This is a genomic window from uncultured Aquimarina sp. (assembly GCF_947492405.1).
Classification (GTDB): domain Bacteria; phylum Bacteroidota; class Bacteroidia; order Flavobacteriales; family Flavobacteriaceae; genus Aquimarina.
Genome location: NZ_CANLMP010000004.1, coordinates 153275 through 166333 on the forward strand (window position 1 = coordinate 153275; position 13059 = coordinate 166333).

At 32.8% G+C, this 13059-nt stretch carries 13 protein-coding genes and 12 tRNA genes; 20 read left to right on the forward strand and 5 right to left on the reverse strand.

The features are described from left to right. Nucleotides 1–19 precede the first annotated feature (19 nt). The 3 genes from Q0829_RS15290 to Q0829_RS15300 all read right to left on the reverse strand — a co-directional run bounded on the left by Q0829_RS15290 (nucleotide 20) and on the right by Q0829_RS15300 (nucleotide 2346). Nucleotides 20–1033, reverse strand: a complete 1014-nt coding sequence (locus tag Q0829_RS15290; RefSeq protein WP_298544650.1) for a hypothetical protein — start codon at nucleotides 1031–1033, stop codon at nucleotides 20–22. Next, complete coding sequence (locus tag Q0829_RS15295) at nucleotides 1034–1714, reverse strand: hypothetical protein (RefSeq protein ID WP_298544653.1); 681 nt, start codon at nucleotides 1712–1714, stop codon at nucleotides 1034–1036. Between the two features lie 128 nt (nucleotides 1715–1842). After that, nucleotides 1843–2346: a hypothetical protein gene (locus Q0829_RS15300; protein WP_298544656.1), complete on the reverse strand. Its 504-nt coding sequence runs from the start codon at nucleotides 2344–2346 to the stop codon at nucleotides 1843–1845. Between the two features lie 964 nt (nucleotides 2347–3310). On the opposite strand from Q0829_RS15300, the gene Q0829_RS15305 reads away from it, so the two are divergent. The 10 genes from Q0829_RS15305 to Q0829_RS15350 all read left to right on the forward strand — a co-directional run bounded on the left by Q0829_RS15305 (nucleotide 3311) and on the right by Q0829_RS15350 (nucleotide 4780). Continuing rightward, nucleotides 3311–3383, forward strand: a tRNA-Lys gene (locus Q0829_RS15305). A gap of 6 nt (nucleotides 3384–3389) precedes the next feature. Further along, nucleotides 3390–3476, forward strand: a tRNA-Ser gene (locus tag Q0829_RS15310). Between the two features lie 176 nt (nucleotides 3477–3652). After that, nucleotides 3653–3725 (forward strand) — tRNA-Cys (locus tag Q0829_RS15315). Nucleotides 3726–3738: 13 nt separating this feature from the next. Then, nucleotides 3739–3820: transfer RNA gene (locus tag Q0829_RS15320), tRNA-Tyr, on the forward strand. Nucleotides 3821–3833: 13 nt separating this feature from the next. Next, nucleotides 3834–3904, forward strand: a tRNA-Trp gene (locus tag Q0829_RS15325). A gap of 52 nt (nucleotides 3905–3956) precedes the next feature. Continuing rightward, nucleotides 3957–4029 (forward strand) — tRNA-Asp (locus Q0829_RS15330). 151 nt (nucleotides 4030–4180) lie between these two features. Further along, nucleotides 4181–4252, forward strand: a tRNA-Glu gene (locus Q0829_RS15335). Between the two features lie 10 nt (nucleotides 4253–4262). Further along, nucleotides 4263–4335, forward strand: a tRNA-Leu gene (locus Q0829_RS15340). Between the two features lie 169 nt (nucleotides 4336–4504). Then, nucleotides 4505–4576: transfer RNA gene (locus Q0829_RS15345), tRNA-Arg, on the forward strand. 132 nt (nucleotides 4577–4708) lie between these two features. Further along, nucleotides 4709–4780 (forward strand) — tRNA-Ile (locus Q0829_RS15350). Between the two features lie 42 nt (nucleotides 4781–4822). On the opposite strand, the gene Q0829_RS15355 is transcribed toward Q0829_RS15350, so the two are convergent. Then, entirely contained in the window at nucleotides 4823–5680 is an 858-nt protein-coding gene (locus tag Q0829_RS15355) for a bile acid:sodium symporter family protein (protein ID WP_298544659.1), read from the reverse strand. An 83-nt stretch (nucleotides 5681–5763) separates the two neighbouring features. Between Q0829_RS15355 and Q0829_RS15360 the strand changes: the two genes are divergently transcribed. The 10 genes from Q0829_RS15360 to Q0829_RS15405 all read left to right on the forward strand — a co-directional run bounded on the left by Q0829_RS15360 (nucleotide 5764) and on the right by Q0829_RS15405 (nucleotide 12577). Further along, nucleotides 5764–5837: transfer RNA gene (locus tag Q0829_RS15360), tRNA-His, on the forward strand. 6 nt (nucleotides 5838–5843) lie between these two features. Continuing rightward, nucleotides 5844–5916, forward strand: a tRNA-Phe gene (locus Q0829_RS15365). A gap of 22 nt (nucleotides 5917–5938) precedes the next feature. Then, complete coding sequence (locus Q0829_RS15370; protein WP_298544661.1) at nucleotides 5939–6259, forward strand: hypothetical protein; 321 nt, start codon at nucleotides 5939–5941, stop codon at nucleotides 6257–6259. A gap of 27 nt (nucleotides 6260–6286) precedes the next feature. After that, nucleotides 6287–6451, forward strand: coding sequence for a hypothetical protein (locus tag Q0829_RS15375; RefSeq protein WP_298544664.1), 165 nt, complete (start codon nucleotides 6287–6289; stop codon nucleotides 6449–6451). Between the two features lie 1155 nt (nucleotides 6452–7606). Further along, entirely contained in the window at nucleotides 7607–8707 is a 1101-nt protein-coding gene (locus tag Q0829_RS15380; RefSeq protein WP_298544667.1) for a slipin family protein, read from the forward strand. Nucleotides 8708–9168: 461 nt separating this feature from the next. Beyond that, a complete protein-coding gene (locus tag Q0829_RS15385; protein WP_298544670.1) occupies nucleotides 9169–9762 on the forward strand; it encodes a DUF3575 domain-containing protein in 594 nt (197 codons plus the stop codon). A 67-nt stretch (nucleotides 9763–9829) separates the two neighbouring features. Then, the gene (locus Q0829_RS15390; RefSeq protein WP_298544673.1) at nucleotides 9830–10342 is read left to right on the forward strand and encodes an RNA polymerase sigma factor; all 513 of its coding nucleotides are present in this window, start codon (nucleotides 9830–9832) and stop codon (nucleotides 10340–10342) included. A gap of 16 nt (nucleotides 10343–10358) precedes the next feature. After that, complete coding sequence (locus tag Q0829_RS15395; protein ID WP_298544676.1) at nucleotides 10359–11300, forward strand: FecR domain-containing protein; 942 nt, start codon at nucleotides 10359–10361, stop codon at nucleotides 11298–11300. Continuing rightward, nucleotides 11297–11764, forward strand: a complete 468-nt coding sequence (locus Q0829_RS15400; RefSeq protein ID WP_298544678.1) for a hypothetical protein — start codon at nucleotides 11297–11299, stop codon at nucleotides 11762–11764. Before Q0829_RS15395 ends, Q0829_RS15400 begins: the two co-directional genes overlap by 4 nt. Before the next feature lie 138 nt (nucleotides 11765–11902). After that, complete coding sequence (locus Q0829_RS15405; RefSeq protein WP_298544681.1) at nucleotides 11903–12577, forward strand: hypothetical protein; 675 nt, start codon at nucleotides 11903–11905, stop codon at nucleotides 12575–12577. Nucleotides 12578–12632: 55 nt separating this feature from the next. Here Q0829_RS15405 and Q0829_RS15410 read toward each other — a convergent pair whose 3' ends face one another. Continuing rightward, entirely contained in the window at nucleotides 12633–13055 is a 423-nt protein-coding gene (locus Q0829_RS15410; RefSeq protein ID WP_298544683.1) for a lipocalin family protein, read from the reverse strand. Nucleotides 13056–13059: the final 4 nt, after the last annotated feature.

A 13059-nucleotide genomic window follows, 5' to 3' on the forward strand; every position in this document is an offset into this window, starting at 1 on the left:
TTTTGATTAGTGTTATTTTTTAATCCTCAAAATTAAATAAGTCTGAGTACTGATTATTTTGGGTTTTAGTTTTAACTATAGGTGCGTCCAGATCTACACTATGCTGATCGTGAACTAACAAGTCTTTTTGATTTCCGAGGATAAGAGAAACTCCTTCATTCTCCCATTTCTCAAGCAATTCTAATCCTTCTTCCTCGAATATTCCATTCTGTAAGTCAATAGAATCCATAAAGTTGTTAGACATTTCCATAAAACGTTCCATCTCTCCTATTTTCATACTTACATCGTCAGCGATTGCTTCTAATGCGCGATCAAACATTTCTTTCTTGTCATTATTTCCGGCTATAATATTCATAGCAGATTTCATTGCAGAATGCCCAGCTCTTACCGCTTTTCTTTCTTGCTCCTTAACCATTACCTGATCTTCTATATCCTCTAATAAAATCTCGGAATTCTCATACATTTTGACTAAAACTCTATATAGAATTTCCATTTTCTTATAAAGCTCATCTAACTTTATATTAGATTCTTTTAGTCTACCAGCTTTTCTGGATTTAAGAATCATAATTCCTTTCTTATCTCTTTCCTTAGCGGCGCTAGCAAGTTTTAGATTATTATTTATGTTCTTCTTGTTATCATATATAATAGTCTGCAAACGTTTCATCTGTCCTTTTAAAACAGCTATTTGCTTATTCATCTTCTTTAAATTACTATGAAGATCATCAATATAACTTTTAAGAATTCCTATAGGGTCAATTTGTATAAAAAGACCTGTTAACCAACGCATAAAAGATTTATACATATAGAAAATAAGGTTTCTCATCTTAGGATCTAATACGATATATATTAATGCTCCTAACACAGCTAATAAAACTCCTAGGTATAGTGTATTTTCTACAATATTAATTAGAAAAGGAAGTACTTTATACAATCCGTATAATCCACCAGCTCCTAAAAGTCCCATAAATAACATCCCGGTTTTACCTTCGGGTCTTTTCCAAAATGTTTTTGGTTTCAATGAGTTGTTGTCCATTTATTTTAAGTATTTCTGCATTTTAACAATATCTTCTTCGAACTGAGCTTTTAGATGACTATAAGATATTTTAAAATCATTTTGTGTTTTATTAATCTTACTATTACTCTCTTCTACTTTAGCTTTTAAATCACTGATCTGATTTTGGTGTTTTGCAATTTCTTCCGTTAGCTTTTTAATTTGCTCCGATTTTTCTTTTATGATTGATTCAAACTGAGCAATTTCTCTTTCTCTACCTGATACTTTACTATCAAATTGATTCTTAAAAGCACCTATAAACTGCTCATTTTCTTTGTCTAAAACTCCAATATAGAAATTAGTTGTTTGTAAAAGCTTATCTAAAGTCACTCCCATTGTTGAAGCTGTCGCAAATGCAGAACGATATTTGGTCGCTTCATCCATTGGCATTTTCTCCAATGCTTTTAGAGATTTTTTATATTCTAAATAATCAAAACCATCTAGATTATTTTTCTCTATCGCTTGTAATAATTTTTCAACAATTTTAGTATCCAACACTCCTTCTGAGGAAGAACTTATTGGATTATTAGGAAGCGGTGGTGGTGTCGAAGCAGTTGGCTTTTTATCCGAACTTACATCAGCTTTTTCAGTAGATTCAGAAGTCTCTTTATTTTCTTCTTCAGAATCATCTACTATAAATAAGGACTTTAAATTTTTTAGCATGGTTAGTGAATTTAAACAAATTTAAAAAAATAAGTGTTTTTAGAAGGACCTAAGATAAGTATTTCCTTATATACCTCTATAATATAGGTATCATCTAGCATCAAAATGTTACAATTATTATTTTTCAATCATTTTACTATGCGATCCCAAGCAATTTTAAGTCCAAACAATAAAGCCAAGAAAAACAATAGTAAATATTGAAATCTTCCTACGAAGAATACACCAAAAAACATTCGCTGTAAAATATATGTAATTATGAATGTTATCATAATAATTATGAAAAGTCCTGATAATTTTCCAAAACCCGGAATTCTGGACATCGGGATCGTTTTATTTATAATCACTAAGGTTAAAATCATAGACAACAAAGGAACAAAGTATGTTATTAAGTCTAATTGTAATAGATTAATTTTAAGAAAGAAAAAACTATATAGTAGTAAAACCAAAGCTAATAAACCCGGTATCGTAACCGTATAAATTAAAATTCCGTAGAAATAATTAATAGGTGGTTTAAAGTTTGACGGTTTTATAAAAAGTAAACCTATTAATGAAAATGCTATTATTACTGCAAAGTAACCCAATACTAAATTAGGATTATTGCCAAACCAATTGATAAAATCTTGTACTGTCATTGTAGATAAAAGTACAAATATAGTTTTATATAATGCTATATACTATTGATAGAAAAATCACCTAAAACGATTCTAAACTAGCTTTATAACCCTAAAAAACACATTCAAAATTTGGATTATACCATCAGATTATCCAATATTTGTATTAGAAATGACAAAAAATAGATTACATATTATGCCGAAACCACTGTTTAGTCAGTGTGATTACCGATGGATAGAAGTATCTAATGCCGGTAAAAGGACGCTTTGTAACTATTTTTGACTATTATTTTGATATGATTTAAAGATAAAAAAACAGATATAGTACAAGCGTTCAAGAAATTGGACGCTTTTTTTATTAATTTTTTTTGAAAAAATGTTTAAAAGTTAATTAGTACATAAAAAGTAGTTTTTGGAAAGTAAGCATCAGGGAGACAGACGATTGCAAAAAAATCCAATATTCGTTGAAAAACGGACAGGGATTCCTATATCAAAAAAACAAACATAACTAATTGATTATCAATAAAATAAATTGAAAAAAATTTGGAGATTAAAAAAATGTTTTGATCTTTGCATCGCAATCACAACGAAACAAAAATAAATAGTGATTACGTTATTTACAACAATAAAAAATTAAGAATGATACCGAATAGTTTACAACATAGTTTAACCCGCCTCTTTAGCAAACAAGGAGAATATTGTTCCGATTGGAATATACATGGTGTCTATTATATAGAAAGGAAACGTATGCGATTATAAACCGACATACAACCACAAGATATATAAAGGCGCCCGAATAAGGCGCCTTTTTTTATGAGTAAAACTTTGCTTTGAAAATCCACTTTTGTGGATTACACAAAGAAAATAGTTGAACTCATCCTGCTGAAAAGTGGGATCCCAAAAACTAACATTCTGATTTCTAAAACTTTTTATGTTTTAATTAAAGATGATAGTATTAGTTCATTGACATACTGAAAACCAAAATTGACACGTAGCTTAACTGGAAAAGCACTCGACTTTTAATCGAGATGATGTGGGTTCAAATCCCTCTGTGTCAACTTTAAGGAAGAGCAAGCCAATTGGCGGTGGCCGCAGTCTTGAAAACTGTTAGGAGCTAATGACTCGTGTGGGTTCGACTCCCACTTCTTCCGCTTCGGAGGATAGGCAAATATTGGTTTGTTGCGCTTGTCTGCTAAACAGGTCTGCATAACAGCAGTGAAGGTTCCCTGCCCGACACAGTTTTTAGAAAATAGGTTGGCAGGCGGGAAGTCCTTTGTCCTCCGCTTTCCAATTCAGAATTATGAATTCATAATTCTGAATTAATAAAGACAAGATGGCTGAATGGCAAAGGCAACGGAATGCAAATCCGTCTTTTATGAGTTCGAATCTCATTCTTGTCTCAATCCCGAAAAAGGGAATTCGTTGGAGTTGGAGAGCCAGGGCAGTCTGTAAAACTGTTGCGAAAGCTGAATAGGTTCGAATCCTATAATTCCCACTAAAATTATAAAGCGTTTGTAGTGTAAAGGTAGCACGCAGGTCTCCAAAACCTTTAGTCTGGGTTCAAATCCTGGTAAACGCGCAAAATTAAATACTGATTATGTATTAAAAGATTCCCGTCTTCACGGGAATATAGTATCGTAGCACAGTGGCTAGTGCACCCGACTGTCTCTCGGAAGGTCGCGGGTTCGAATCCCGTCGGTACTGCAAAGCAGGACTCGGGATGAGAAGTTTATCCTGAGCTAGGTCGAAGGGAATCCCGTCGGTACTGCTATATCTGAGAAGATAACGGTGGTTTTGTTTACTCGCCTTGGACGCGAGAGGTCGTCCCGCCATAGCGGGACTTCTCAGACAAATTGCTCTATTAGCATAGTGGTTAGTGCTCCCGGCTTTCTACCGGAAGACAAGGGTTCGATTCCCTTATAGAGTACAATTTTAATGCAGGAATGGCGGAACGGCATACGCGCTTGACTTAGAATCAAGATCTTGAGAGTTCGAATCTCTCTTCCTGTACTAATACCATTTACATTTTGAATTTACCGCAATAAAATACTCTTTTTTGCCAATGCTTTAGAATAAATTCAAAGTGCAAAAGGTATAATGCTCCGCTAGCCCAAATGGCAGAGGCATCCGGTTTAAGCCCGGTTCAGTCTAAGTTCGAATCTTAGGTGGAGTACAAAACAAGCTCATGGTGTAAATGGAAGCACCCAAGGTTACGACCCTTGAAGTATAGGTTCAAATCCTATTGAGTTTACAAACTGATCTGTGATGTAACGGCAGCATCCAAGACTTTGACTCTTGGTGCAAAGGTTCGAAATGCTGTGCATTCACAAATACAAAATTATCAAATATTGACCTAATGAGTAATCCTTTCGGGTCATCAAACTAAGGTATAACTCAGTGGAAGAGTGCCGTGGTTATATCGCGGAAGTCTTGGGTTCGATTCCCAATGCCTTAGCTATTATCTATTCACAAAAAAATAAGGTCAATATATAGTATTTTATTTTTTACTGTTTCGAATACTCAAAAATATTGCGATCCCTCCTGTAAAAAACATTAATAAACTATATACAGCGGGAGCAATTGCAAAAGAAGTATTATGAAGTATCGCGATAGCAACGGTTATAGCTAAAGTACCATTTTGAATACCGGATTCTATTCCAATAGATATGGCGCCTTTTTGATGAACACGAAATAGTTTTGCAGAATAATAACCGATAGCCATTGTCAAAACATTCAATAATAAAGCAACAAGACCAGCTTCTTTAAAATAAAAAATGAAGTTGTCTTTTTCTTTAATTAGAATACCTACAATAACTAAAGCAAGTACTAACGCTGAAGCTATTTTTACCGGTTTAGCCATCTTTAATGCAAAAGACTCATTATACTTTCTTATTATCATACCAATAGCAACAGGTATAATAATTATAACTAAGATCTGAATGATAGTTTCAATTACATTTAATTGAATAGTTTGATCTTCGGATAAAAAGTAAAGTAACGAAAAATTAACTATGAACGGTATGGTGATTATAGTTATCAAACTACTAAAAGCTGTAAGTGTTACAGATAATGCAATATCTCCCTTAGCTAAATGAGAAATCAAATTAGAAGTCGCTCCACCTGGACAGGCTGCTAATATCATAATTCCAATAGCTATTTCCGGTTTTAGCGACAGCGCAGAAGCTAACAGAAAACCTACAAGTGGTAAGATTATAAGTTGATTCACTAAACCAACCAAAATTGCTTTAGGATAAATAAGTATTCTCTTAAAATCAGCCACTACGAGGGACAACCCCATCCCTAACATGATAATGAATAAGGATGCGGCTAAAATAATCGTCGAAATATTATCCATAAACTTTGTTTTCTAATATATGGACTAATATAAAGATTTATTTATCAAAACTCTGAAAATCAAAACCTACAAAACCATAAAATGGTGTCTCTAGCTTATCTGGTAAAGCATCTCACTGTGAATGAGAAGAACAGGGTTCAAGTCCCGGAGTACACCCAAAAAAGGAATAGTAGCAAAGTTGGTCAATGCGTTGGATTGAAGATCCGAAGATATAGGTTCAAATCCTATCTGTTCCACTAACAATTAAAATTTAAAACTATGAGAAACAATTTACTACAAAGGTTTTTATGTAAAACTGAAGACACAGGAAGGTTCATAGTTCAATCCAAAATTACTGGTATTACCTATTTCGTAGAACCAATCGATAATGGCAAACCAGATAAGCTTTGGGGTGATCTAGATCCTGCTACTAAAAAGCTTACTGGTGATTACGGAAATTCTAGAAGAGGAGCTGTTAAAAAAGAAGATTCATTAATTCTGAAAGAAAATGGTTTTAAGAACATCTCCATTTTTAAAGGAAGTCCACTAGGAGAAATCGACAGACGCGATCACGAATATGAGCTATTAAATAATCCATAATTAAAATATGATTTAAAAACTAATATCATGAAAACACAACCAACAATTACAAAGCAAAAAACAAAAAATGGTTTACAACATTTACTTTTAAAATGGGCTACTATCTATATCAATAGTATGACCAAAGCTCTGTATCCTGATACAGATACTCCCAATAGTAAAAATGATCAAAATCGCATTTTTTACAAATAAATAATTACTACGCAAATACATTGCGTTCATTTATTAAATATTTGCATAGTAATTAAACAAGCCTTCTTTTATAAGGGGTAAACAAATGAAGGTTTGTAGTAGCGCCCTGCTATAGGTGAGGAATGTAGCAGGGCTTTTGATAAAAACCTCTTTAGCACAAAAGGAAGTGCTGCGGAAAAAGACCTTTACGTAACCGTGGAGTGATTGGATGATGTTGTTAATGACTTGCTCGTTAATGAATAGATTTTGCAGAAGCACCGAAATGAACAAGAATCAAAGTAGGGAAGCGCATTTAGAGCCAATCTGTTCGCTTAGGCGAAAGTACCAGTTCGAATCTGGTAAGAGGTACAGTGAGACTCCGACTTAGGTCGGGATAATAAAAAAATAAGATTCCTGTCTACACAGGAACAAGATATCAAGCAAGTCTTGTTGGGTGTTTCTGTATAGCACTATTGTATGAAGTATTGCAGTTTTGTATGATCACTTCATATTCAACTTGATTTGAAGGTTTGACTATTCACCAAAAATAGTCGCAACTCTATGTGTCATGGGTTCGAATCCCATCGGGACCGCTATAAAAGTAAAAAATGGTCCCGTAGCTCAGTGGTTAGAGCAATAGATTCTGGTTGTCGCGGGTTCGATTCCCGTCAAAGCACCACTTGCTTTGTAGCTCAGTAGGTAGAGCACTACACTTTTAATGTAGCCAAAATGGACTCAAAATCCGTTTTCAAGAAGTTTAGATCATCTTCTAAAACTGATCTACAGCTGGTCTAGCTGTAAAAAAGACAAAAACGTTGACTAGTAGATCAGTTCTTATGCTACTCTTGGGATAAGAACAGTCTTGAAGGTTCTTTGAGAAACTAAGAATGTTGGTACTAAGAAGTAATTACTTTTTTGTGTTCAGATTTTAGAATTAACTATCTTTTTTTGATAGATATTCTTTCTTCTCGATACTAAAAACTAATTGTAGAAGATATCACAAGCTATAATTTCCGTACTGAAAAGATGATTTGCTTTCACCGTTTTTAACAAAAAAACTTTTAAATATCCTTAATACGGATAAAAGGAAATAGATAATACCTCCGTTACGGGATTATCATCCAATTAATGTTGAATCTGTCTTTTTCAAATAAAAAGGCTTAAAAATGAAAAAAAATGAAAAGAGTAAGAATCAATGCTGGCAAAGTAGGCTTGGTTTTCAGAAAAGGAGATTACAATCGTGTTATAACACAAGGAACCCATTGGTTAGGATTTAATGAGCGTGTTATTCAGTATGATTTATCTAAACCCTTTGCAGCTCCAATAGCACTGGAACTCTTACTAAAAGATACAGTGTTGGAAGATATGTTACACCTAATTGAGGTAAAGGATAATGAAATTGTATTGGTCTATGAGAATGGTAACTTTAAAAGTGTATTTTCTGCAGGAAGATACACACTTTGGAAAGGATTGTACGAATATGAATTTACAACAGTAGATCTTAGTAAAATCTATATTACAGAGAAAATTGATAAATCTTTATTCAGCAATCATGCACTCAATAAATATATCCGAGTTTTTGAAGTTGCTGCATATGAAAAAGCTGTACTTATTGTAGATGATGTATATGCTAAAACTTTGGGTAGTGGTACATATCGTTTCTGGAGAAATGACACAACTATCAAAATTGCTAAAGCAGATTTACGTCAACTACAGCTTGAAATTTCAGGTCAAGAATTATTGACAAAGGATAAAGCTGCTATTCGTATCAATTTCTACATACAATATAAAGTAGTAGATATCGAAAAAGCTTTACTTGAAAATAAAGAATATGAAAAACAATTATACATCGCGATGCAATTAGCTCTTAGAGCTTTCGTAGGAAATTACACCTTAGATGAACTTTTAGAGCGTAAAGAAGATATGGCAAATGCTATTCTGGACGCTACTAAAAGTCAGACAATCAAGTTAGGTGCGAAAGTATTGAATTGTGGTATCAGGGATATTATCCTTACCGGTGAAATGAAAGAAATCATGAACCAGGTGTTGGTAGCACAAAAGAGAGCTCAAGCTAATATCATTACCAGGCGTGAGGAAACTGCATCTACCAGAAGTTTGCTAAATACAGCTAAACTGATGGAAGATAATGAAATGCTCTACAAATTGAAAGAAATGGAATATGTAGAGAAAATTGCCGATAAAATCGGCGAGATTACGGTTTCTGGAAATGGTGGGATGGTAAAACAACTGAAGGACATATTCTCTGTGAATAGGTAAGTGTGAAAAAATGTACTGATTGTTATGATCAGTGCATTTTTGTATTTAATGTAATAGCTGGAAAATAGTAACCTATTTTTACCAATTGTTCTTATAAAAATATCTGAAAACAAAAAAGAGCGTCTCCACGCTCTTTTTCTTCACACAAATCATCTTAATTTAGGGGCTTATTCTAAAATTAAAACTCACTTTTTATAAAATGCTTCCACCTTGGGGAGGATGAAAGCGCTAACTCATTAACTCTGGTGTAAAGATACAGCTATTTTTCAATCCACCAAACTTTTTGTGTATTTTATCTAAAAAAAACGCATTTAATCTTTCTTAACTGATCAAAAAATCTAATTTTGTAGTATTTTTCTTTCAAATACTTTTTACTAAAGAATAATTTCATTTTTAGGTAGGGTATATTCTTACTTTTTTGTTTTAGGAATGTAATTTTTAAAACAAAAAACGAAAAATTAATGAAAAAAATAATTTTAACTCTAACCTTTATCGTATCATTACTAGGTACTGGATACTCACAAGAAACAAATACTAATAATGAACAAGAAACAGTAGGTACTACTTATAAAAGCAGCATCCGAATGCTACCCTTATCACTTCTAATTGGAGAAATAAGTTTTGAATACGAGCACATTCTCAAAAATAACTTCACCTTATTACTTCAAGGGTATGGAGATTTTTCTAATTCAGATATTATTGAGAATGGATCTCTAGTTACTCAAAGGAGTACCTCTGGATATGAAATAGGACTGGAAATTGGAGCTAGATATTATTTCTCCAAACGTAAAAAAGCTCCAAAAGGATGGTTCATAGGTACTGGAATTATTGGAGGCTATAAAAATATAGATTATAACACCGTATCTATATTTAATCTTAGAGATTATGACACTGCTGTCATAGGAGCTACTATAAAAGGAGGTTATCAATGGGTTTTTAAATCTGGATTTACAATCGGAGCAGCGAACCGCTTACGATTTGTACAAGAACTTTCGGGACCAAGGAATGGATACCTGGATGCGTTGCCAGAAATTTCTATAGGTTATTCTTGGTAATATTATTAAATTAACAAAATTATATACGACACTACGGTATAGTAATGACTGACCAAAATTTTTAAAAATGCCCGAAAATGTAATTAGTGTCTGCGATGAGAAAGTATATGAACAACTATATCGAGAGCACGCAGAAAAAATATGTTATTATCTATATTATAAATATGGTGATATGGAAAAAGCACAAGATATTGTACAAGACAGTTTTGCTAAACTTTGGACTAATTGTTCTAAAATCATTTTTGGAGCAGCCAAAAGTTTTCTTTACAAAATAGCTAATAATTCTTCGATCAATGATTATAAGCATCAGAAAACGGTATTAAAATATAAATCAACGGAACAAAAAACGTATACCAATGAGTCTCCTGAGTTTCAGATGGAAGAAAAAGAATTTATGGAACGATTAAATATTGCAATAAATAATTTAAGAGAAGGTCAAAGAGAAGTATTTCTTTTAAATCGTATCGAAAAGAAAACCTATAAAGAGATTGCGGAAATGCTTGGTATTTCGGTAAAAGCAGTAGAAAAAAGAATGCATTTGGCATTGATTATTTTAAGGAAAAAAATAGGCAACATATAAAGTAATTTAACTTATTATGAAGCCAGATAGCAGTAATAAAAACAATATGGACAAAGATAATTTTCTAGGAAGATGGTTGGCGGGTGATATTTCTGATGAAGAGAAGAAAGAGTTCGAAAATTCGAGCGATTATCTGGCTTACAAGGACATTCTACGCAATGCCGAAAAATTTGAACGCCCCGTTTTTGATGTCGAAAAAGGGCTTAAAGATCAAAAAGAATTTAATAAAACATATAAAAACTCCCCCGAAAAAAAAGTACTTAAATTACGTCCTTGGTGGTACGCAGCTGCTGCAGCTATTCTGGTTTTGTTCGGTCTAAGAACGGTATTCTTTTCATCTACAGAGTTACATACTGAAATAGCTGAAACTAAAACCTTAACATTACCGGACAACTCATTGGTTACCTTAAATGCTGATTCCTCTATAAAATATAATAAAAAATCATTTACAGAAAATAGGAGTATTCATCTAAAAGGAGAAGCCTTTTTTGATGTAGCCAAAGGATCCAGTTTTATAGTAAAAACCAAGAATGGAGATGTAACTGTATTAGGAACACAATTCAATGTGTATTCGAGAAATAAACTTATGGAGGTTGATTGTTTTGAAGGTAAAGTACAAGTAACCAACTCGCAACAGACAGTTATACTAACTCCTGGAAAAGGTGTTAAATCTACTATTGAAGGTACCTTAGAACCAGAGGAAGTTAATGAATCTAAACCTGGTTGGATGAGCGGTAAAAGTACTTTTAGTCAAGTTACGCTTCAGCGACTTATTGGAGAGTTAGAAAGACAATATGATATTCAAATTACAACTAACCCTAATGTTGATTTAAATCGTGTATTCTCTGGTTTCTTTGTACATAATGATCTTGACAAAGCATTGCAAACCTGTTTTGACCCCATGAATATTAGTTATATATTTAAAAATTCAAAAAATATAGAATTAAAAACTAAGTGATATTATTTAAACCAACTACATTTTTATTACTTTTTTGCACCATTTTTGGGTATTCAAAAGAGATAAATTTATCACAAAAATCGGATAATCAATCACTAATACATATTCTAAAAACCTTCGAGAATGAGCATCAATTTAATTTCTCATATGATGTCGAAGCTATCAAAAATGTATTACTGAACATTCCAAGGGCGGATCTATCTATTAGCTCATTGCAAGGAATAATAGAATTTCAAACTTCTTTTCTGTTGGAAAAAGTAAGTGAAACAGATTACATCGGAACCAATCATACTATCTATTCTGAATATAAATATAAAACTCCTAAAACCTATATAAATATTGGAGTAAGAGGTTCTCAAGTAAGTAATACCAATTCTTTTTTTGTAGAGCCCAGAATGTTTTCTTCTTATGAGTTATGGGATAACTTTACTTTAAACAGTTCTGCTGAATTAAAAAATCAGTAACTTAATAATTATAGTACCAATAACAGTCCGTTTGGAGATTTTCCGGCATTACCTGTTTCCGATAACATTTGGATTCTTTCTAATAATTCTTTTGATGGAGAAGGCCTCGAAAATACTCCTATACGTTTTGTAAAAAGTATGCAATTTACGCTGGGAGCATTGTACACCTATAAAGGTTGGAATTTTGATATAGAAGGTTATTATAAAAAAATAACAGATATATCTTCCATAAGCGATTTTATACTAACCTTAGCATTACCTGATAACGATGAGACCCTTATATATTACGGTGAAGAAGAACGAATAGGTGTTGATTTTTTATTAAAAAGGAGAATTCGTAATTATAGATTTCGGGCTGGGTATTCACTAAGTAAAACTATCGCTTCTTTTCCTTTAGTTCAAGACAACTATTACAATGGAAGTTTTGATCAGCCTCATGTATTTAATCTTTCACAGACGCTAAAAGTTAATCAATTTGAGTTTTCATTAGGTTGGAATTATGCGACAGGTAGGCCTTTTACTAGAATATTTCCAGATGATAATGACCTTGATGGTGGAGTTATAGATCCTAGAGGGATTAATTCCAGTAGATTTAAATCGTATCACAGACTAGATGCATCTGTTACCTTCAGATTTAAGATCTACAAATCAAAAGAAACAAACGGAATGATTGGTTTTTCATTAAGAAACATTTACAATGGAGAAAACATCATTAGTCAAGGAATTGGTCAAGATGCAAATTTTCTATTACAAAGTTTTGAAAATAAATCGTTACGCTTTACTCCAGATTTTGTAGTTCGTTTTAATTTTTAATCAAAAAAAGGCAACAACTATAAATAAGTCATTACCTTTTTACCTATTTTGTAATTTACACTCTGGTTAATACCTCTCTGAATTCCCCAAGTTGGTCATTCGTTACTATGGTCATAGTATTTCCTGAAAATGTAAAAGTTCCCTCTGTTGGATCAGCTAGTGAATTATCCCGAGTTATTTTATATCTACCATTACCAAGATTCTCCCACATACCCGTATTTATATACTCTTCTCCGCAATTTCCATCTTCTATCTCATAGGCAGAACGCATAAATTTCCCATCATCAGTAAAAACAATAGTCTCTTCTAAATAGCAAGGTCCTAGTATTGCTTCTTCTCCATTTCGGAATGCTTGTGTTGTTTTCCAAGTTGCAATAATTGGATCTTCCATATCTATTGGTCTTGCCCCATCATCATCTGATGTACAAGAAGTGATCAATGTAGAAATAAGGACGAATAATAAAATGATTTTTTTCATGTCG